Annotated in this window: 19 protein-coding genes; 10 read left to right on the top strand and 9 right to left on the bottom strand. The window is 34.2% G+C overall.

Translation table 11 applies throughout. The features are described 5' to 3' along the window. Positions 1-28 precede the first annotated feature (28 nt). Positions 29-517 (bottom strand): DUF1761 domain-containing protein, encoded by a 489-nt coding sequence (locus ASC72_RS19605; protein ID WP_056194855.1) that lies wholly within the window; start codon positions 515-517, stop codon positions 29-31. A 177-nt stretch (positions 518-694) separates the two neighbouring features. Here ASC72_RS19605 and ASC72_RS19610 point away from each other — a divergent pair, with 177 nt between their 5' ends. After that, the gene (locus tag ASC72_RS19610) at positions 695-1,408 is read left to right on the top strand and encodes a hypothetical protein (RefSeq protein ID WP_056195181.1); all 714 of its coding nucleotides are present in this window, start codon (positions 695-697) and stop codon (positions 1,406-1,408) included. Between the two features lie 227 nt (positions 1,409-1,635). Continuing rightward, positions 1,636-1,941 (top strand): hypothetical protein, encoded by a 306-nt coding sequence (locus ASC72_RS19615; RefSeq protein WP_056194857.1) that lies wholly within the window; start codon positions 1,636-1,638, stop codon positions 1,939-1,941. 74 nt (positions 1,942-2,015) lie between these two features. On the opposite strand, the gene ASC72_RS19620 is transcribed toward ASC72_RS19615, so the two are convergent. Then, positions 2,016-3,002, bottom strand: coding sequence for a GlxA family transcriptional regulator (locus ASC72_RS19620; RefSeq protein ID WP_056194860.1), 987 nt, complete (start codon positions 3,000-3,002; stop codon positions 2,016-2,018). 160 nt (positions 3,003-3,162) lie between these two features. Here ASC72_RS19620 and ASC72_RS19625 point away from each other — a divergent pair, with 160 nt between their 5' ends. From ASC72_RS19625 to ASC72_RS19655, 7 genes are all read left to right on the top strand, one after another. Next, positions 3,163-3,474, top strand: a complete 312-nt coding sequence (locus tag ASC72_RS19625; protein ID WP_056194863.1) for an EthD family reductase — start codon at positions 3,163-3,165, stop codon at positions 3,472-3,474. A gap of 35 nt (positions 3,475-3,509) precedes the next feature. Further along, complete coding sequence (locus ASC72_RS19630) at positions 3,510-3,998, top strand: DinB family protein (protein WP_056195184.1); 489 nt, start codon at positions 3,510-3,512, stop codon at positions 3,996-3,998. A 47-nt stretch (positions 3,999-4,045) separates the two neighbouring features. Further along, positions 4,046-4,459: an SRPBCC domain-containing protein gene (locus ASC72_RS19635; RefSeq protein ID WP_241775761.1), complete on the top strand. Its 414-nt coding sequence runs from the start codon at positions 4,046-4,048 to the stop codon at positions 4,457-4,459. Positions 4,460-4,588: 129 nt separating this feature from the next. Beyond that, positions 4,589-5,164: a Crp/Fnr family transcriptional regulator gene (locus ASC72_RS19640; RefSeq protein ID WP_056194865.1), complete on the top strand. Its 576-nt coding sequence runs from the start codon at positions 4,589-4,591 to the stop codon at positions 5,162-5,164. 85 nt (positions 5,165-5,249) lie between these two features. Next, positions 5,250-5,720 (top strand): DUF4440 domain-containing protein, encoded by a 471-nt coding sequence (locus ASC72_RS19645; protein WP_117595817.1) that lies wholly within the window; start codon positions 5,250-5,252, stop codon positions 5,718-5,720. Positions 5,721-5,785: 65 nt separating this feature from the next. Further along, complete coding sequence (locus ASC72_RS19650; RefSeq protein ID WP_056194868.1) at positions 5,786-6,811, top strand: trans-acting enoyl reductase family protein; 1,026 nt, start codon at positions 5,786-5,788, stop codon at positions 6,809-6,811. Between the two features lie 47 nt (positions 6,812-6,858). Continuing rightward, a complete protein-coding gene (locus ASC72_RS19655) occupies positions 6,859-7,635 on the top strand; it encodes an isocitrate lyase/phosphoenolpyruvate mutase family protein (RefSeq protein ID WP_056194872.1) in 777 nt (258 codons plus the stop codon). A 278-nt stretch (positions 7,636-7,913) separates the two neighbouring features. Here ASC72_RS19655 and ASC72_RS19660 read toward each other — a convergent pair whose 3' ends face one another. The 7 genes from ASC72_RS19660 to ASC72_RS19690 form a co-directional block, all read right to left on the bottom strand. After that, positions 7,914-9,185 (bottom strand): acyltransferase family protein, encoded by a 1,272-nt coding sequence (locus ASC72_RS19660; protein ID WP_056194875.1) that lies wholly within the window; start codon positions 9,183-9,185, stop codon positions 7,914-7,916. Positions 9,186-9,225: 40 nt separating this feature from the next. Then, on the bottom strand, positions 9,226-12,222 hold the full coding sequence (locus ASC72_RS19665; protein ID WP_056194879.1) for a glycoside hydrolase family 3 N-terminal domain-containing protein: 2,997 nt from the start codon (positions 12,220-12,222) through the stop codon (positions 9,226-9,228). A gap of 73 nt (positions 12,223-12,295) precedes the next feature. After that, the gene (locus ASC72_RS19670) at positions 12,296-13,801 is read right to left on the bottom strand and encodes a sodium:solute symporter (protein ID WP_056194881.1); all 1,506 of its coding nucleotides are present in this window, start codon (positions 13,799-13,801) and stop codon (positions 12,296-12,298) included. 62 nt (positions 13,802-13,863) lie between these two features. Further along, the gene (gene murQ, locus ASC72_RS19675) at positions 13,864-14,691 is read right to left on the bottom strand and encodes an N-acetylmuramic acid 6-phosphate etherase (RefSeq protein ID WP_056194884.1); all 828 of its coding nucleotides are present in this window, start codon (positions 14,689-14,691) and stop codon (positions 13,864-13,866) included. 64 nt (positions 14,692-14,755) lie between these two features. Beyond that, positions 14,756-15,952, bottom strand: a complete 1,197-nt coding sequence (locus ASC72_RS19680) for an exo-beta-N-acetylmuramidase NamZ domain-containing protein (RefSeq protein ID WP_056194888.1) — start codon at positions 15,950-15,952, stop codon at positions 14,756-14,758. Between the two features lie 255 nt (positions 15,953-16,207). Next, positions 16,208-17,941, bottom strand: a complete 1,734-nt coding sequence (locus ASC72_RS19685) for a RagB/SusD family nutrient uptake outer membrane protein (protein WP_056194890.1) — start codon at positions 17,939-17,941, stop codon at positions 16,208-16,210. A 24-nt stretch (positions 17,942-17,965) separates the two neighbouring features. After that, on the bottom strand, positions 17,966-21,253 hold the full coding sequence (locus ASC72_RS19690; protein ID WP_056194893.1) for a TonB-dependent receptor: 3,288 nt from the start codon (positions 21,251-21,253) through the stop codon (positions 17,966-17,968). Positions 21,254-21,499: 246 nt separating this feature from the next. Here ASC72_RS19690 and ASC72_RS19700 point away from each other — a divergent pair, with 246 nt between their 5' ends. Further along, positions 21,500-22,249, top strand: coding sequence for a DeoR/GlpR family DNA-binding transcription regulator (locus tag ASC72_RS19700; RefSeq protein ID WP_056194900.1), 750 nt, complete (start codon positions 21,500-21,502; stop codon positions 22,247-22,249). The last annotated feature ends 116 nt before the right edge of the window (positions 22,250-22,365 follow it).

A 22,365-nucleotide genomic window follows, 5' to 3' on the forward strand; every position in this document is an offset into this window, starting at 1 on the left:
GATATCAAACGGGTTTTGTATGTGTAATTTATGCAAATGCGCAGATAATTCCTCCCATTAAAGTAAGGGTTAACATCCAGTATCCTGCATGAATAAAGATATATTTCCAGGATTTTCTTTCGAATAGTCCATTGATACCAATTACCGGAAATGCAAAAAATAATCCCGATATGAAACCGTGAAGCGCTCCGTGTTTAAAAGTACGATATGCTGTTCCGTAATCTGCCATAAAAGCGGCAAATGAAGGTTTTGCACTTTCTAGCATTGGTGGTCCGCCTACCATACCAACTGCTCCGGATTGATGGATGGTTAGTCCCATCAAAACTACTGTGATCATTAAAGAAAAGATATACGTAAACCCGAAGATTTTAAGCATATTTCCTGTTCGAAGTTCTTCCTGAGTCAGATTATTTTCTTTCATCCAGATGGTTCCGAACACTTTTGGATTGTACCAAATAAATCCGGTAACAAGTGTGACAATTCCCGCAAGTAATAATGCAATAAAGTTAATTTCCATAATATAAGGTTTTTAGGATTAGTTGCTCAAATTTAATCAAAAAATAATACCGTTTGACGATTTTATTAAGTAGTATAAATAGTGTTAATTATTAACTTATTAACACTTTATCGACATTTACTGCTTTATATCTATAAAATGTATAATTTTAACCACAAACAAACCCCAAATTTTGTTATGAAAAGCTTAGCCTCATTTTTTATAGCTTTTATTTTTTCATTGAATATTTATGCAGATACTGTTTCAGATAAAGAAAAAGATGCCCTAATTAAATTTTATCATGCTACTAATGGAGCAAATTGGAAAATTAAATGGGATTTATCTCTTTCTGTCTCAACCTGGCACGGTGTTCAAACTGAAAATGGAAAAGTAATCGGACTTTATTTAGAAGATAATAATTTGCAAGGAGAGTTACCGGCTGATTTTTTTGATTTGATAAATCTGGTAACTATTGATTTTCATAAAAATAAGCTGCACGGAAAATTGCCGGCAGAGATTGGAAAATTAAAGCAACTCGAAGTGCTTTCTTTATTTAATAACGAAATTGGGGGCGATTTACCTGGTTCGATTTATAAGATTCAGACTTTGAAAATATTGCTTTTAAATAATAATAAGCTGTCAGGGACTTTAAGTGCTGAAATAATAAATTTTCATGCCTTACAAAACCTGAGTTTATTTGATAATAGTTTTGAAGGAGAAATACCGAAAGGACTTGAAAAATTACATAATTTATCTGAAATGAATCTTTCTTATAATAAATTTAAAGGAACCGTTTCTAAGAATCTGGCCTTATTAGATCCATTAAATATGACTATGGTGGATGATAATGGAACCCCATTTTTATTAGAAATTAACACTGAAAAAGAAACTACAATTGTTACCCAAAATTAATCGTGCTTATGAATGAAAATTACTCTCGTTGAAACAAGTTGATTAAATATATTTAGTTAATTGCTGAAAAACCGTAAGTCATTACGGTTTTTTTTATGGTTTAAATTTACTTAAATGTTTACTAAAAAATTAAACCCAATTGTTTACAGGTTTGATTTTTTTTATAACTTTAATTCGTCAAATTGAATATTTGAATAGAAATAAATAACCTTTTTAAAATATAAATTATGGTAGTACAATATCAGGGTGAACAACACGGAAAAGCGACCACTTTTACAATAAGAATTATTGGGAATAACTTGTCTAAAAGTAGTTCTAATTATCAAATAGATTTATTGGTGGGAGATAAGCAGCTGCCAACTTTTACAACAGAGATACACCAAAGCTTATCTAATTGTTTAAAAGAAATCTATTTGTTCAGAAAATATAACGGAATCACATTCAATGCTTCTTCAGAGAAAATTACATCGCTTTTTGTGCCGTATGATCAGGTATTGTTCAACTACAATAAATATACTTTGTTTAGAGCTTAAGCTTTTGATGAATGTTGAAAATAGTACAAAGACCGTTCGGGAGAGCGGTTTTTTTTTGTGGCGTTTATATATTATTATGCTGCAAAAACAGCGTCTTTATGATATTTTTTCTTGTATTCCAATGGAGACATGCCTGTAATTTTTCTAAATACTTCGCGAAATGCTTTTACATCAGAATAGCCCACTTCATACATTATTTCATTAATTGTTTTGCGATTTGTTTCAAATGCTTTTTTAGCCGCTTCTATTTTAACTCTTTGTGAATATTCAATAGGAGTGTTTCCGGTAGCTTTTATAAATCGTCGATCAAAATTTCTTCTTCCAACATTGAACTTTGTCGATAACTCGTTAACGGATATTCTTTCTTCGATATTTTTTTCTATGTACAACTGAACTTGCTGAATCAATTCATCATCGTGTTTTTTTTGACCTGTGAAAATTGCAAATTGCGACTGCATGTTCCTGTTCATTTCTATCTGAAATACTTTAGAACAGTAAATAGCAGTATTTCTGTCGTAGTATTTCTCAATCAGGTAAATCATCAAATTAAGAAATGAATATGCCCCGCCATTTGTATAAATTCCTTTCTCATCTGTAATTAATTCGTCAATTTGTAAATTTACTTTTGGAAACATTTGCCTAAAATTTTCGGTTACCGACCAATGTGTAGAGCAACTTTTCCCGTCTAGCAATCCAGATGCTGCGAGCATAAATGCACCTGTACAAATGGTAGCAATTTCGGCACCGTTATAATATTGCTTTTCTAACCATGGCAACAATTGCTCATTATCTTTTAATGCTATATTATAATTATGATTTAATGACGGTATAATGATAAGATCAGTTTTGGTAACTGCCGAGATGTTAAGATGTGGCTTCACAGTAAATAATCCGCCATTAAAATCTATTTCTTCAGAAATTCCGGCTAATTGTATTTTAAACAACTCTTTTTTGCCATTTGTCTTATTATAAGCATTTGCTCTACAAAAGATTTCGTAAGCGCCCGTGATGCTCGGAAGATTATTATCTCCATTTGGAACTATAATGGTAAGATGTTTCATCGCTTTTTGTTTTTATTTTATAAGTAAAGATAATAAATGTTTTTGTCCAAAATCACCCGTTAGAATGTCTCATTAACACCTTAATGTTTTGATTATTAGATGTTAATTTTACAAAATAAAACTTTGCAGCATTATCTAACAATCTGAACGAAAAACTATTATGGCAAAAATGACCGTGATTTACACAACACCAAAAGATAAAGAATTTTTTGAAAAACATTATTTTGAGATACATATTCCGCTCGCAAAACAATTGCCTGGATTGCTAAAATATGAAATTAATGAAGGCCCTATTATTTCGCTTACAGGACATAATGATGTTTATCGTGTAGCCAATTTGTATTTTGACTCTCTTGAAGTAATGATGGAATCTTTTAAGTCAGACATAGGACAACAATGTGCAGTTGACAGAAGGATTTTTGCAGACGACAACGAAGTTCAGATTTATGCTTACGATTCAAAAAATACCTGATACATAAATATTTTATAACTATTAAAATGAAAAAAATGACAACAACAACAGCACCCGAATTATTTGTAAAAATGATATTAGACAGATGGTATGCATCTATAGCAAATTGCGATACCTTATTAAATTCCTTAACCGACGAAACTTTACAAAAAGAAATCGCTCCCGGGAAAAATCGAGGCATTTATTTGCTAGGACATCTTATTGCGGTCCACGATGATTTGTTAATTCTATTGGATATGGGCGGAAAGCTATATCCTGAATTAAATGAACCCTTCATAAAATTCCCGGATAAAGCAGTACAACAATTACCAACAGTATCAGAATTGAGAACTTTCTGGGTAAAACAGTCTGAAGTGATAAAACAAAAATTTGACAAACTGAAACCGGAAGAATGGTTCGAAAAACATACAGCCGTAAATGCTGAAGATTTTGAAAAAGAGCCACATCGCAATAAATTGAATATAGTTGTAACAAGAACATCTCATTTGCAATACCATTTAGGCCAATTGCAATTACTTAAATAATTAAAAAAACAACAAAATGGCAACATCAAATTTTAGTACAGCAATAATTGGTTGATAATTCCAAAGAAGAAGTTTTTAATGCTATCAATGACGTTCGCAGTTGGTGGCAGGGCGAAGTAGAAGGAAATACAGCTGCGCTAAATGACGAATTTAGTTACAGTGTGCCTGGTATTCATTTTTCAAAACAAAAAATAATTGAGTTTATTCCAAACGAGAAAATCCAATGGCTTATTACAGATAGTAAATTAAGTTTTGTGAAAGACCAAACAGAATGGACAGGAACAAAAATTGTATTTGAAATCTCTGAAGTAAATAATAAAACGCAAGTTCGTTTTAGTCATTTGGGTTTGGTTCGGGAATTTGAATGTTATGGAGACTGCTCAAATGCCTGGGGAAAACTAATAGAAGAAAGTTTATTGAGCCTCATAACTACAGGAAAAGGGGTAAATGTTTTTGGATAAGAAAACAGGTATTTGCCGAAGGCTATGAAAAAGGATTTGGCCAATCTAAAAAATGAGTTTATTTTAGTACTAAATTTCTTGTATCATAAATTGATTCAATAATAAGTTTCTAATATAAATTACCAAGAGTTGAGCGAGTCTGAATTTCATATATTTTACAAGCATATCGCAAATTTCTCTTCTATCACAGAAGAGGAGTTTGACGATATTTTGCCGTATTTTTCAAAAATCACTTTTAAGAAAGGCGAATATCTAATAAAACAAGGCGAAAAAGCAAATCAGACTTATTGGGTTTCTAAAGGTTTGGTGGTGTCTAATTATACAGACAAAGAAGGCAAAGAACACATCATTCAATTCGCCAATGAAGGATGCTGGATTACAGATCAGCAGGGTTTTTATAACCAAACAGTAGCCATTTTTGATATCATTTGCCTTGAACAGACCCAATTGATTTCGATTTCATTTGAGGATCGGGAAAAACTCTGTGCTGCCTTTTCTAAAATGGAACATTTTTTCCGTAAAAAGGCCAATGACAGTTTCGTAAAACAACAAAGGAGACTACTTACTTATATGACCAATGATGCGACGGAACGGTTTAATCTCCTGATTAAAGAATATCCGGATCTGATTCAGCGGATTTCAAAAAAGAAATTAGCGTCTTATTTGGGAGTTTCAAGGGAAACACTGAGTCGGTTGAAAAAATAATTTGTTATCTGAAAAAGTGACATAAGTCACTAGTTCTTAATGTGCATAAACTGAATTTTGCATTGTAACCATAACAATATTTATTATGCACAACAAGTTATTTATCTCCGTAATGGTTCTTGTAATGTTTTTATCCTGCAAGGATCCTAAAAAAGAAATTCAAAATACTGCTTTAGAAGAAGCTAAAAAAGCAATTGCCCAAAGTAATGCTGTCTATTTTGAATCATTCGTAAAAAACGATTCTTCTATTTTTATTGATCGTTATGCTAAAGATGCCTGTATCATGGCTCCTAATTCGGTACAAATGTGTGGTCCGGATGCTGCTGCAAATTTTTTTAGAGCAGCTTATGAGAGCTACGGAATGAGAAATGGCAAATTTATAACAACAGCTGTATATGGCGACGGTATTGAGTTTGTAACAGAAGAAGGTTTATGGCAGTCTTTTAATGCAAAAGGAGAATTGTTTGATAATGGTAAGTTTCTTGTACTTTGGAAAAAAACTCCTGAAGGCTGGAAAATGTTCAGAGATTCTTTTAGCAGTAACCGAAAATTATAAAGATTTAATTATTCAAATTATAAGTAATAGCACAATAACAAACTTTTAAATATTAAAATCATTTTATGGAAAATAAAGTTGCAATATATGGCGCTTACGGACACACAGGAAAATTTTTAGTCGCACAGCTTTATCAACAAGGATTCAGGCCTATTCTTATTGGTCGGGATGCCGATAAGTTGAATATCTTAAGTAAAGATTATCCGGATTTAGTAATAAAAGTGGCAGATATTAATCATCCTGAAACTCTGGATGTGGCTTTCGCAGATGCAGAAATCATTGTAAATTGTGCAGGTCCATTTCTAGATACAGCAGAACCTATCATTCAGTCTGCAATTAGATTGGGAAAACACTATGTTGATGTTAGCGCCGAACAGAAAGCGGTATTGGACATCTTTGAACAATTTTCTGAAAAAGCAAAACAGGCTGATATAACAATAATTCCTGCTGCTGCATTTTATGGTGGTCTGGGAGATTTATTAAGCACAACACTTACTCAGGGCTGGGATAAAGTGGACGAAATAGCACTTTATATAGGTTTAGATTCCTGGCATCCAACAAAAGGAACGAGATTAACCGGAGAGCGAAATCATTATCAAAGATTTATGTTTGCCGAAAATCGCTTACAGCCTGTCTTGGAGGTTAAATCAAAAATTTGGGAATTTCCGCATCCAATATTAAGAAAGGAAGTTGTGACTGTACCACTTTCAGAAATAATTACGATTTCACGACATATTAACGTGAATACAATCAACACGTATCTAAGTCAAAACTCTTTGACTGACATACGAAGTGATGAAACGCCAGAGCCTAAACCTGTGGATGAAAAAAACAGATCGTCTCAGCGTTTTTGTATGGAAGTAGTCGCAACAAAAGACAATAAGCAAAGATCAATTATTGCTGAAGGAATAGATATTTATGCCGTGACAGCTCCATTAATTGTAGAGGCCATAAAAAGAATATTGACGGGTAAAATTAAAAAACAAGGAGTTACAACATTAGGTGAAGGGTTTGATGCAACAGATTTTTTAAGCGCTCTGGATGCTGATGATATCGTAATTTCAGACATCAAAGAAACAGACATTAATTAAATAAGTTCAAAAAATAGGATAGCTTCCTAATTTTAAAATTAGAGAATATGGGAAATCATTTTAAAAAGTTTAAAGAATTACACAATCAATCTGAGCCACTGTTAATTGGCAATGTTTGGAATGTACAAAGTGCAAAAAAAATGGAAAATCTTGGCTTTACCACTATCGGCACTTCAAGCTATGCAATTGCTGAAACACTAGGGTATGCCGATGGTGAAGAAATGAGTTTTGAGGAATATTTATTTATTATAAAACGTATTGCAGCTTCAGTAACCCTACCACTGTCTGTAGATCTGGAAGCAGGTTATGGAAAAACTCCTGAAGAAATTGTAGCAAACATTAAAGAACTGTACAAAATTGGTGTTTCGGGAATAAACATAGAAGATTCTATAGTTGAAAGTGGAGTAAGAACAATTATAGATGCAGAAATATTTGCTAAAAAAATTAATTCAGTTGTTGAGCTACTTTTAAAAGAGAAAATAGAGGTATTTATTAATCTTCGTTCTGATGTTTTCTTGTTGGGTATGCCCGATAGTTTGATTGAAGCAAAGAAGAGAATAAGTCTCTATGAAAACACCGGTGTTGACGGATTATTTTTTCCTTGTGTTACAAAAATTGAAGATATTGCAATATTAACAAAAGCAACTAAGCTACCAATAAATGTAATGTGTATGCCTGATCTGCCTGATTTTAAAACACTGCAAAATGCAGGAGTACAACGAATTAGTATGGGGAATTTTTTAAACAGTAAAATATATCAATATTTAGAATCTGAAATTGAAACAATAGTAAAAAATCAGGATTTTAGAAGTATATTTTCTTAAAAGAAGGAATGTAAAGAAAAAGAAGCCGTCTCAGAACAAAATTTGAGGCGGTTTTTTATTGATTGTCCATTTTTATTTTTAAATGTTTGAATTTTAAGGTTAAGTTATACTGTTTTTTTGAATTGTGAAAGGGAGTTTTTGGTGTATATTTTTCCTTTACAGAAGGATAAGAAGAGAGTAGTTTATTACATAGAAAAGCTCCGGATTTCTCGGGAGCTTTAATTACCAACTAACAAAAAAGATTTAAATTTTGTGTATGTATCACTACAGTACTTTTTTTAAACCTTAAAAACCAATTTGTTTTTGTAAAAAATCCAAAGAATAAAGGACCAAAAAAGGGCATATATAATGGCATAAGCCAATGAAGAGTTCAGGGGATTTTCAAAACACGGCACTATCCAATGGTTATAAATCAGGCTTTGAACATTAATTTCTTCTGAAGCGACCTCCGGATTTTGAACTTTAATAGAACTCATTACTCTCGGAATTATCCCAGAAAAGAAAAATACAATCATTGGATTTACGCCCCAGATTAAAAACAGTTTAGCCCATTTTTTATAGTTTGCAATGTCTATAATGTAATATAAAATCGTTAAACATATTGTTGCAATACCAGCAGTGTATAAAACATAAGAACTCGTCCAAAGTGATTTGTTGATAGGGAAAATGATATTCCAAAGTAAACCTGCTATTAACAACGCGACCCCTGCAATAGCTGTTTTTTTTGCAATTTCAATTTTAGGAACTTGTAAGTTCAGTATTTGTCCAATAAACATTCCGAGAATTCCTGTTCCGATAGCGGGTAAAGTACTCAAAATTCCTTCCGGATCCCAGGTTTTCGAAACACCCCATAAGTGTCCGTTTAAAAGTAAATTATCCAACCAGGCTGCCAGATTAGTCCCTTTTTCGAAATTGGCAGGACCAACTCCGGGAACAGGAACAAAAGCCATTAAAAGCCAATATCCAATTAAAATGGAAGCAGCAACTATAAGCTGTGTTTTTAAATTTGTTTTCAAATACAAAATAGAAGCAAAGAAATAAACGATTCCTATACGCTGTAAAACTCCTGGAATTCTGGTATCTTCAAAAGATTCAAGTCCACTGTAGGCCAGAGCAATCAAAATAACAAAGATTCCGACAGCGAGAAAGGTTTTAACTTTTAAACTAAAGTTTCCTAAGAGGGCATAAGCAACCGCAAAAGCTATGATTAGTCTAATTGCTAATAAGGGAATTCCTTCTAAACCAAATAAATGAATTCTGCTGAAACAACTTAGAAATAATCCTAAACAGAAAATTCGTAAAGAGCGAACCATTATTTTATTAAAAACGGCCAGATCAAAATGTTTGGTTGGCATTGCAAAAGGAATCGCTGTTCCCATTATAAAAACAAAAAAAGGAAAAACTAAATCAGTTGGCGTACAGCCATGCCATTCTGCATGTTCTAAAGGTGGGTAAATGGCGGCCCAGCTTCCGGGGTTGTTGACAATTGTCATTAATAAGATTGTAAATCCTCGAAATACATCTAATGAAGTTAAACGTTCTTTAATCATTGGTTTATTTTTTTGGTTTCATTAATTATTAAAAACGAAATTATTTTATAATGGCTTCCTGAATTATTTTCTGAATATCTTCCCGAATTTTTCCTTTAGCTAGTTTATTCTCATCATTAACAACTTCCGGATAGGTTCTATTGGATAAAAATACATACACAATTTCTGTTTCAGGATCAACCCAGGCTATGTTTCCTGTAAATCCGGTATGTCCAAAACTAGAAACCGAAACGCAGGCACAAGTAGGGCCGTCTTTACCAATTCTTTTATCAAATCCCAAACCTCGTTGAACTCCTTTATCGGCGTAATAACAAGTGTTGAAAGCATCAAATGTTTGTGCTGAAAAGTATTGTTTATTGCCATAATTTCCTTTTTGTAAAAACAGCTGCATCATTTTGGCAACATCCATAGCGTTAGAGAAAATCCCGGCATGACCCGCAACTCCGCCTTCCATTGCCGCTGCCATATCATGTACATATCCCTGAATGACCTGATGCCTGAAATAAGTATCTACTTCGGTTGGAGCAATATTATTTTTGTCAAATTTCAGTAACGGATTGTAAAGCGTATTATTCATTCCCAGTGTGCTGTAAAAGTTCTGTTGGCTCAGTTCTTCTAACTTTTTACGCGTTTTTCTTTCTAAATATTCTTTCAGAATAATGAAGGTAAAATCACTGTATTTATATTCTTTTTTAAGAGACAAGGGCGTATCAGCAATAATCTTCATAATAGTATCGTGATAGTCATTTCTGATGTAAAGACTATCGGCCACTTTTGTAGTGAAATTATTTTCGGCTATTTTGCGATAGTATTTTTTTGAAGGTTTTCCTTCACTGTCCAAAGTTGCTTTGTAAAAAGGAATCCACGCCTGAAGTCCCGCATAATGCGTTAATAAATCCTTGAAGATGATATTCTCTTTGTTTGTTTTGGCAAAAAACGGCACCATATCTTTTAATTTGGTATCCAGGGTCACTTTGTTTTTATCATACAATTGCATCACATTGGGCAATGTCGAAATCATTTTTGAAATCGAGGCGACATCATATAAATCGCTATTAGAAACTTTTACAGTGTTTTCATAAGTATGATGTCCATACGATTTCTGAAAAATGACACTTCCTTTTCGTGCTACCAAAACCTGCATTCCCGGAGCCATTTTACCATCGATTGCTTTTTGCGCAATAGCATCAATTTTCGATAAAATCTGCGGATTCATACCCACATTTTCAGGAGTTGTAAAGGCAAGACGGTTTACTTTTCCGGTTGATAAACCATCGTTTACTTTGAAAGCTGTGTTGATAGATACCGGTAGTTTTCCTTTTGCACCCACGGCTCCAAAAAGTACTTCTGCAGAAACAATCTGACTTATATCTGAATTTTGATACGAAACAACCAAGCCCTCAATGTCATCAAAATTAGTAATTGGCAATAAGGAGTAAGGTTTGGCAAAAATATCCAGAATGACTTTGTTGTGTTTTGCAATTTCCTGCAGCCAAAGCAATTCGGTATCTGTAAAATCTTGTTTTTCCCATGCTTTATTTACCTTATGAAAACCAATAATAACGGTGTCGTATTTTTTTAATTCCTGATTTAAGCTGTCAATATTGGTATTAGCTACTTCTGTGATTTCAGTATATTTTTTTAAGGTAGTTACAAAAGTGCTGTTCACATCTTCTCCCATTTTGACATAGGCAATTTTCTGATCTAATTTTTTGATCGGCAAGATTTCCTTTTCATTTTTCAAAACGGTAATGGCATTTTCATATAACTTATAATGCAAGGCATCATTTTGTGACGAATTAAGATCATTGTAAATATTGACCATAGCAACAGGCTTGTATTGGTGCAATCCGGCCTTGTATTTATAATGCAATATCTTTTTTACAGAATGTGCCAAACGTTCTTCGGTGATAGTGCCGTCCGTACAGGCAACTTCAAGTTTCTGAAAAGCTACAGGAACATTTTCAGGACAAAGTAAAATATCATTTCCGGCAAGAATTACGGCTATTTCCAGTTCTCCAGGCGGTTTGAAATTACTCGCCCCTCTCATGGCCAAACCATCTGTAAAAATCAAACCTTCAAAACCTAATTGTTTTTGAAGTACGTTGGTTACAATATCATAAGAAGCCGAAGAAGGATTATTGGGTCTTGGTTCGAGACTCGGAATATTAAGATGGGCCACCATTACAGATACCAAACCTTCATCAAAAATTCGTTTGTACGGATACAATTCAACTAAATCAAGACGCTCTTTTGAAAACTCAACCAAAGGCAATGCTTTATGAGAATCGGTTGAAGTATCGCCATGTCCGGGGAAATGTTTTCCGGTACTAAAAACGCCCTGACTTTCTACACCTTTCATTAAGGCAATAGCTTTGTTGGTTACATTGACTTTATCTTCACCAAAAGAACGGTTTCCGATAATTGGGTTTTTAGGATTTGTATTGATGTCAAGAACAGGAGCAAAGTTAAAATGAACGCCAATTCTTTTGTTTTCATTGGCCATGTTTTTTCCAACATTTTCAATTAAACTTAAATCCTGAATGGCCCCTAAAGTCATATTCCACGGATAGATATAAGTCGAATCCAATCGCATACCCAATCCCCATTCTGCATCAATGCCTACAAATAAAGGAATTTTAGTTTTTGACTGATATTGATTGGTTAGTTTCGCCTGACGCACCGGGCCTCCCTGAAAAAAAATAACGCCACCAACTTTATAATCCTGAATTAATTTTTCGACACTATTTACATGAACAGAATCTTTGTTGGAATAAGCCGAAACCATGAACAATTGTCCTATTTTTTCCTGAAGCGACATTTTACTGTAAATACTGTCTACCCATTTCGTTTCCTGATCTGAATCTTTAAAAAATGTTTTCTTCTCTGATTTACTTTTGGCCCTGTAAACAACCGTGTCTTTTAATGGGATGTCTTTTTTAGAATCTGTAACTGTGTTATTTTTTTTGGAAGCACAATTAGTTATCAGAAGTAAAAATGCAGCATACAGGCTTATTTTTATGAAGTACTCTTTCATATCATATTTTTTGGGCAACCGAAAACTAAACTATAGCATAGTTTTCAATTGATTTGTCGATTAGTTTGCGTTTTTAGAAACTTATTTTAGTACTGCTTCTGGAACTTGTCAGGAATAATCCCAAATAGGTTATTAGACCGTTTAGCACTATTAATTCATTGTCAAATACATATCCTGAAAATAATATTTTAGAATTTTCATTGATCAGATAGGTAAAGAATGGCGATAACAAACAGATTAACGGAACCAGTTTATCGGTTACATTTCTTGATTTTTGAAACAATCCGAAAGCATATAATCCTAATAAAGGGCCATAGGTATAAGAAGCCACTTTGAAAATCATTCCAACCACAGAACTGTCATTGATCGAATTAAAAATAAGAATCACAAAAAAGATCAATGCCGAAAAACTGATGTGCACTAAATGTCTTGTACGCACCGTATTTTTCTTAGTATTTTCGCTTTTATCCATGCCTAAAAAATCGACACAAAAAGAGGTAGTAAGGGCGGTTAAAGCAGAATCTGTTGTAGCAAAAGTGGCAGCAATAATTCCCAATAAAAATACAATAGCCGGAATTGTAGCCAAATGATTCAGGGCGATTTCAGGAAAAAGTAAATCAGTTCTTGGTTTACCGGTAATAAGATCAGTCGGAATTGAGATTCCGTTTTTGTTGGCGTAGATGTACAGTAAAGCACCCACACTCAAAAAGAAAATATTAATGATAACAAAGATTCCCGTAAAAGTGAACATGTTTTTTTGTGCTTCGCCAATGTTTTTACAGCTTAGGTTTTTTTGCATTAAATCCTGATCGAGCCCTGTCATGGCGATGGTGACAAACATTCCGCCTAAAATTTGTTTGATGAAATGAAATTTGCTTCCCATAAAATCATCAAAGAAAAATATCTTGGAATAATTGCTGTTTTTTACTTCTTCAAACGCGCCAATGGCACTTAAATCCATACGGTCGCAAATAAAATAAATAGTAAGGAAAACAGAAGTTACCAGGAAAAAAGTCTGTAAAGTATCGGTTATAATAATCGTTTTTAATCCACCTCTATACGTATAAGAAAAAATAAGAAGCAGAGAAATTAATACGGTAAACGCAAAAGGAATATGGAAAAAATCAAATACAAAACGCTGCAATACAATAACCACTAAATAGAGTCTGAAGGCAGAACTTACTGTTCTGCTGATCAGGAAAATTGAGGCAGCCGTTTTATAGCTATAAAAGCCCATCCGTTGCTCTATATAGCTATAAATGGATGTCAGATTCATTCTGTAATACAAGGGCAGTAATAGTTTTGTGATTACTATAAAACCAATTGCATTTCCCAGTACAAACTGAAAATATTTGAATTGTTCACCACTTGGAGCACCAACTTCTCCGGGAACCGATATAAAAGTCACCCCTGAAAGAGCAGTTCCTATCATTCCAAAAGCAACTAAATACCATTTTGAATTTTTATTAGCGGTAAAAAAAGCAGCATTTCCGTCATCTTTTCTGCTCACCCGATGTGAGATATAAAATAAGGCTCCGAAATAAATGATAATCAGGATTAGGATTGTCGTTGGTGTCATTTTTGGTTTTTAGTGGTTTGTGATTCTTTATAAAACTATAAAAGATCAGATTAGTTAGGTTGTTAAATTTCCAGATTTTTATTTTCAGCCATTAAAACAGCTCTTACGCTTTTGTGTTTCTGCAGTAATGCTTCGGCTAAATCATATTCAATTCCAAGTTCTTCCATAATCATCTTGATCCCGCGTTTTACCAATTTTTCGTTAGATAACTGCATATCAACCATTTTGTTGCCTTTCACTTTTCCGAGTTTAATCATTACCGAAGTAGAGATCATGTTTAAGGTCAGTTTTTGAGCTGTTCCCGCTTTCATTCTTGTACTTCCGGTTAAGAATTCAGGGCCTACAATTACTTCAATCGGATAATCTGCTTCCTGAGCAATAAGTCCGTTACTAATGCAGGAGATACTCGCTGTTTTGACATTGTGTTCCTTAGCTTTTTTCAAAGCCCCCAAAACATAAGGGGTATTTCCTGAAGCAGCAATTCCGATAATAAAATCTAAGCTTGAAATTTCAAATTTGGCTAAGTCTTTCCATGCTTGTTCCGTATCGTCTTCGGCATTCTCAACTGCTTTTCTAATGGCAGTGTCTCCACCGGCAATAATTCCGATAATCATATCATGGGGCACCCCAAAGGTTGGAGGACATTCTGATGCATCTAAAATCCCAATTCTTCCTGAAGTTCCGGCTCCGATATAAAATAACCGGCCTCCCAATTGCATTTTTTTCACAATTGCCTTAACCAGTTTTTCAATTTTAGGAATCTGTTCTTCGATGATATGAGGCACTTTTTTGTCCTCTGTATTGATGTTAGTAAGAAGTTCTTTCACGCTCATTTGATCCAAGTCTTTGTACAAAGATTCTTGTTCAGTTTCAGGATTTTTATTTTTCATTTTTCTTTTTTTTTTTTGATTTTTGAAACCAAAGTTTTCGAATAATTGGTTTCGCTCTTTTGCATTAATAAATCAGGTATTTCGTGCGCATTTTTTTGAAGGAATCCAGATCATTCTTCCAGCTCTCTCTTATTTTTTCTTCAGAAATTCCGCTTTCAATTTGTTGTTGTAATTTCTTGGTTCCGGCAAGTTTTGTAAAAAAAGCATTGAAGAATTTCGTTTTGTCACTTGTATTTTCATAGGCTTTAAGTAGCCATTTTAGTTCTAATCGATTCACTTTAGGATAAGCTGTTAAGTCTTCGCCAAAACATTCTTTTCCGTTGTATAAAGGATCTTTGGCCCCAAAATTTGGTTTTGGTATAAAACTGAAATTAGTTTTCGTTAAAAAAGGTGATCCGTAAATCTGGAATTGTTTTTCGGTTCCACGGCCCATACTTACATTGGTGCCTTCAAAAAGACACAAACTTGCATATAGATTTATGGATTGGTCGTTGGGTAAATTTGGGGATGGTTTTACAAGGATACTATAATCCATTTCTCGTTTGTAATCGCTACAAGGAATAACAGTTAATTTACATCGAACTCCGCCTTTTAGCCATTTTTCGCCATTAATCATTTTTGCATATTCTCCGATTGTCATTCCGTGAAGCAACGGAATAGGGTGCATCCCTACAAAACTTGTAAATTCTTTTTCTAAAAGTGGTCCGTCCACGATGCGACCATTCGGATTTGGTCTGTCAAGGATTATAAGCGGAATCCCATTTTCTGCACAGGCTTCCATAACATAATGCAAAGAAGAAATATAAGTGTAAAAACGTGCACCAACATCCTGTAAATCAAATAGCATAATATCGATTCTTGCTAATTGCGCTGGTTTCGGTTTTTTATTATCACCATAAAGAGAAATAATAGACAACCCTGTTTTTTGATCTTTACCGTCAACTATATGTTCTCCGGCATCGGCAGTTCCTCTAAATCCATGCTCAGGGGCAAAAATGGTTTGGACGGCAATTTTTTTCTCCAATAAAAAATCTACTAAATGTGTTTTATTAGATAAAATTCCGGTTTGGTTTGTAGCGATCCCTACTTTTTTATCTTTTAATAAAGGCAGGTATTTTTCATAATTATCAGCTCCTGTTTTTATTATAGTTGTATTGATTTCAGAGTTGCTTTTTACAACATTTTGAAATGAATTGCAATAGGAGGGAATGAAAAATAGAGATGCTATAACAAAAGTACTTTTTGTGATGAATTTTATCATTTTGGTTACAGTTTAATAGTTAGGAGGCTGAAAATGATTAAATATATTTTTGATTGTTATTGATTGATAGTCAATGTTTTTTGATTGCTGTAAGATAATCAATTTAAGAAGAATGTTTATCTGAGTTTTTCAGATTAAAGGTTTTCATTTTAGTATTTTAAAACGGTTAAATAAACTGTTTTAAAATACTACCTCTGGAATGATTATCTCCAGAGGTAGTTTATTATTTTATTCATTCAGTTTTTTAATTCCGAATTACCAACCTGGATTTTGTTTTAAATCAACACCCTGAGCTTTATATAAATCAATATCATTTGTTGGGATATTCATTAAATAATGTTTAGCCTCAAAAGTTCTTGTGCTTGCGGGATATATTTTTACATATCCGTTAGCGTCAACTACGGTTTGCGATCCTACAGGAGTACCAATTCTGGCTCCAAGATTTACATCAGGATTTTTTGAAGTATCCAAATAATCTCCTTTTTTCCAACGGTAAATATCTGCCTGTCTTAAAGTTGTCCAGCTCATAAATTCGATTTGACGCTCACGACGCACTTCCCAAATAAGAGGATTAACAGCACCAGAAATTTGCTCTAAAGCAGCTGTTCTTCTTGGGTCATTAATTTGTACACCTCCTACAGAGGCATTAGTTCCATCCGTAGTCAAAGGTGCAATTCCTGCACGAATACGAACTTTGTTGATTGAAATGTCAAGATCATTATTTGTTGCAGTACCCAATTCAGCACAAGCTTCTGCGTAATTTAAATATACTTCACTTAAGGTGAATAATGGGGCATCGGTATAATTACGTCCGCCTGTTGTAACGTCAGGACCAGTAGTTGCCGGATTGTTGTACAATTCAAACACATATCCAGACATTGACACTAATGCTGTAGTACCAAAAGGTTTTCCTTTGTATCCGTAATTAGCAGGATTTACCGTTTTACCAAAACGCGGATCTCTGTTTGCAAATGTTTTTGTAACGTTATCGTCCCCTGTAAATTGAGCATTTCCTGCTTGTTGAATAGGTAATCCGTTTATGGTTACATAGCTATCAGCAGCCCATTTTGTCAAACCATATTGTATTGTTGAAGTATTGGTATAGTTTTGAAGAGAGTGCATTAAAACGTTGGTTAAATAACGTTTTGTCAATATCACTTCTGTGTTTCCTAGTAATTCAACTGAATTATAAAGACCTTTCCAGTCTGCGTTTAATTTATAAGCCGGATTATTCATTATGGCTAATGAAGCCGTTTTTGCTTTATTAAGATAAGTACTTCCATCTTGATTTAAATGATATTTTCTGTAAGTTCCTTCATATAGACAAGCGTTACTTAAAGCTGCATAAGCGGTATATTTATTAACAGTAGCATTTTTGTCATCAACTGGCAGCATCAAATTAGCAGCTTCTTCCAGCTCTGCAATTACTTTATCTATAATTTGCGCTCTTGGCATCGCCGGAGCATAAACTTCAGCATCTCCCTGAGCTAAAAATTGATCCGTGTAAGGAACATCGCCAAATTTTTGCACTAAACGGAAATACGTATAAGCCCTGAAAAATTTAGCAACACCAATGTAATGGTTCTTTTTATCTTGTGGCATAGGAACAGTTGGTACTTTATCAAGCATCAAATTGCAACGGCGAATAAGAGTATAATATTCATTCCAGGAATAAACATTGGTTGTAGCCGCCGTAACAGGCATTTGATAAAAGGTAAAGGCAGATAAGTTATCATCTACTTTGTAATCACTTCCATGATAATAGAAAAAAGAAAGTCCGATTGTTGTTCCGTTTCCATAGCCATAAAAAGTATCGTAATTAAGCCATGAAAAGGTTCTTACGTTGTCTTCTGATTGCCAAAAGTTATCGTTGGTAAATTTATCTGCAGGATCATCTGACAGATAGTCTGAACAACTAACTGCGGTTGTTGCTACTAAAGCTGCAGCAAACAGAAGCAGAAATCTTGATTTTATATTTGAATTTTTCATTGTAAAAGTTTTGAATTGTTAGTATTAGAAAGAAAGCTCAACACCAAAAGACCATGTTTTGGTATACGGATAAGCTCTTCCCCAGAAAACTTCTGTTTCGTCAATTTCAGGATCTACAGGAAGACGTTTGTCGGCCCATGTTACTAAGTTTTCACCTGAAGTATATAATCTTACTTTTTCTAAGCCGGCTTTTTTAACAATTGCTAATGGCAATGAATATCCAAGACTAAAGTTTTTAAGACGTAGATAAGACATGTCTAATAAATATCTTGTCGATGTGACAAAGTTGTTTTGACCTGAAGTACCTGAACCAAAAGTATTGGCTTCATTCCCATAGTATGGGTTTGGCCAATAAGCATCTGTGTTTTCTGGTGTCCAATAGTCTGCCTGGTTTTCATACATCTGTTGAGGTGCACGGAAGAAAGGTAAAACAGCATCAGAAGCAGCCCAGTAATCACGTTTTCCAACTCCCTGGAAGAAAGCCGAAACATCAAATCCACGATATTTCCCACCTAAAGTGATACCATATTTGTAACGAGGAGTTGAATTACCAATTTTTTGCAAATCTCCATGGTCGTCTGCAGTTCCAGCACCGCGAGTTATAGCTCCATCACCATTGGTGTCAATGTAATGCACATCACCAGCTCCGTATTTGAAATTACCTCCCATTGTTTTAGAGTAATCAACGCCATTTACTGTTTTACCGTTGTTGGTAATTACATCGTCAGCCTGAAGAAGTCTGTCACTGGTTAAACCCCAGATCTGTCCTATTTCAAAACCATCATAATAAGGATATGTAGTAGGTGTAACTAAAGCTAATAATTTAGAACTGTTGTTCCATTTCGTTACAACTGATTGATAATCTGATAAAGCAACATCAACAAATACTGAAGCATTATCGCTTAATTGTTTATTAAAGTTTAAAGATAATTCCCAGCCTCTTGTTCTCATGTTTCCTGAGTTAGTCTGGGCAGAATTTTGACCAAATGAACCCGGAAGTGTTATACCCGGAGCCAACATTCCTTTGGTATCACGCTGGTACCAGTCAAACGAAGCACCAAGCATATCAAATATTTTAATATCAATACCTATATCTTTTGTGTATACTTTCTCCCAGGTCAATGCCGGGTCAACATTAGTAGGTAAGCCCATAGAAGGAGGAAGTGTAGAACCACTGTTTACCCATGAAGGATTTGTTGAGTTTAATATCGATAAGAATGCATTGTTTCCAACATTTTGATTTCCGATCGATCCGATAGAAGCACGTAACTTCAGGTCATTTAACCAAGTACGTGTAGATTCCATGAATTTTTCATTCACGATTTTGTATCCTACAGAAGCAGAAGGGAAGAATCCCCATTGCTCGCTTGTTGGAAATTTTGATGAACCATCATAACGGGCATTCAGTTCTAATAAATAAATTCCGTTATAATCATAATTGATACGTCCAAAGAAACCTGCAATTGAATACGTTGTTTCTGCCGGATTAAGGGAAATGTTTGCTGCTCCGCCGGTAAATTGTTCTCCGACCGCAAGATTAAATTCTGGTTTTGATTTGTCTAGCAAGGTATTTCTTCTGGCATAATTACGAGAGTATTCCTGCCACTCAGAGTTGAAACCTCCTAAAACTTTGAAGTTATGCTTATCGAGTTGCTTTTTATAATTAGCATAGATATTTACAACATTTGTAGTAGATTCTGACTTTGATTGTGCTACAAAATCATTTCCTGTTTCAAGAGTTGCCGGTACTGCTGTTTGAATTGTTGTTGCATCATATGGCATAGCAGACCAGCTATCCCAAGCCTGGAATTTTCCTCCATTTTGTTTTCTGTTCGCATAGTTAGCTACGTTGCTTACTTCTGCAATTACATTGAATGCTTTTGTGATGTCAGCCGTAAATTTGGCACTTAATCTGGTATTACGGTTAGTGTTTTCATTTCTTGATGCATTTGCTAAATATCCTCCTGCGGTACGGAAATTATATCCTCTATATGTTCCAAAGTTTGGAAAATACTGACCCCAACGAAGTGCATATCCAAAATAACCTCCATAACTTGTATCATCAGTACCAGAACCACCGTAATAATTAAAAGGTTGATCATAAGAACTGTTGATTGACATTACTTTGAAATCTCCGGTAAGCCATTCAGCCAGTTTTGTTGTAAATCCCAAGTTAACATTGGTTCTTTGTCTTTGTTCCTGATTTACTCTTAACATACCTTCCTGGTTGGTAATGGCAAATGAAGCGAAGAAAGAACTTTTATCACCTAAGTTACCTTGCGCTGAAAGATTGTGTGTTGTTTGAAGTGCATCTTTTGCATATAATTCCTTATTTGCATCCCAAACTCTGTAGAAGTAAGGCGTACCATTTTTAATTTCCCAATCTTCTCCATAAACCATCTCATGGCTGGTACGGTTATTTGCGTATTTTTCTTTCCAGTTTTTAATTCCTGCAAGTAAGATGCTGTAGTTTTGACCAAAAATCTCCGGTGTGGAGCCATCAGTACGGGTTCCTGCTGCAATTAAGCCCGGAATTTCATCTGTTGGATCTAAGAATTTTAAAGTCGAAATAGGATTAGTAAAAGCTGTATTTCCACTGTAAGAGAATCTTACTTTTCCTTCGCCTGTTTTTCCGCCTTTAGTCGTAATAAGAACAACACCAAAAGCAGCACGAGCTCCATAAATAGAAGCCGAAGCGGCATCTTTAAGAACAGACATCGTTGCAATATCATTTGGATTGATAAGAGATAAATCCGTTGGAACTCCATCAACTAATATTAAGGGAGCGTCTGATCCATTAATTGTTCCTGCTCCACGAATATTAATAGTCGCCGCACGATTAATGTTTCCTGAGTTAAAACTAACGTTAACACCTGGAGTAGTTCCCTGTAAGGCTTTACTAACATCTGTTAAAGGTCTGCTGCCTATGGTTTTGGCAACGTCGATAGACGCAACAGCGCCCGTTAAGTTGGTTTTTTTCTGGGAAGCAAATCCCACGACCACAACTTCATCTAATTTTGAAGTGCTTTCTGAAAGTTCAACATTTACTTTTTGTTGTCCCGCAATTTTAATCATTGTAGTTTCGTACCCCATATAACTAAAAATAAGGGTTTGTCCTGTTGAAACAGCAATGCTGTAGTTTCCGTCAAAATCGGTGGTGCTGCCATTTGAAGTTCCCTGAATAAGAATACTAACCCCGGGAATTGGAATTCCGTCCGTTTTGCTTTTTACAGTTCCGGTAATTGTTTTTGTTTGCCCAAATGATGCTTGAATGAACAAAACCAATAATGAAATAAGGAATAATTTTTTCATGATTATTTGGTTTTTTTAATGGTTGTTAAGCAAATATATTTATTTATTGCGTACAAATGCAATATTTGGTATTTATTTTTCAAAAATTAACCAAAATAACGCAAAACAATGCATTTTTATATCCGTAATTCCTGCTGTTTCGTTGTTTTTTGTAAAAACATGCAAACTATTGCAGTTTTGTGTATTCTTCCTACTTTCGGATTGAAATAATATATATATTTGTCCTGAATTTTTAATTTCAAAAAAATGCTGAAAGCAGAACGACATAAATATATAATGAGTAAACTCGCTGAAGAACAAAAGGTTGTTACAACTGATTTGGCTTTGGCTCTTGATTTGTCTGAAGATACCATTAGAAGGGATTTAAACGAATTAGACAATAAGAAATTACTTAAAAAAGTTTATGGCGGTGCAATTCAGATTACAGAGAAATCGGTTGATGTTTTTAATATTGATATAAGTGCTGAAGACGAAAAGAAACAAATTGTAACTAAGGCACTTTCCCTATTACATGATGGACAAGTTATTATAATGAGTGGAGGAAGTACGAATTTGGTGTTTGCAAAATTAATTCCTTCTGGTTTAAAAGCGACAATTTACACGTATAGCTTGCCAATAGCAATGCAATTGTCTCAACATCCTAATATTGATTTGATATTTATTGGTGGAAAAATGCAAAAAAACGCAATGGTGACAATTGGTATGGATGTGATACAGGTTTTGTCTAAAATTAAAGCTGACATTTGCTTTATTGGAGCTAGTAGTATTAATGTGAAGCAAGGCTTGACGGAAATAGGATATGAAGTATCTATAGTAAAAAAAGCAATGATAGAGTCATCTGACAGGGTAGTCTCCATGTTTTCTTCTAATAAATTGAATACTAAAATGCCGCACGTAGTTTGCGATCTAAGTCAGTTAGACACTATTGTCACTAATCTTGATCCGGAAGACACAAGACTGGAAGAATATAGAAAATCAGGCGTTTTTGTTTTATAAGATGGAACCTGAAATTTACTTTTATGCGTTTTTTTTCGTGTTTTGAATTTTAATTTGTTAAATAACGCAAAATAATGTAATCATTCTATTTTTTGTATCTATATTTGTTAAAAACT

The organism is Flavobacterium sp. Root420, assembly GCF_001427905.1.
In the GTDB taxonomy this organism is placed as follows: Bacteria; Bacteroidota; Bacteroidia; order Flavobacteriales; family Flavobacteriaceae; genus Flavobacterium.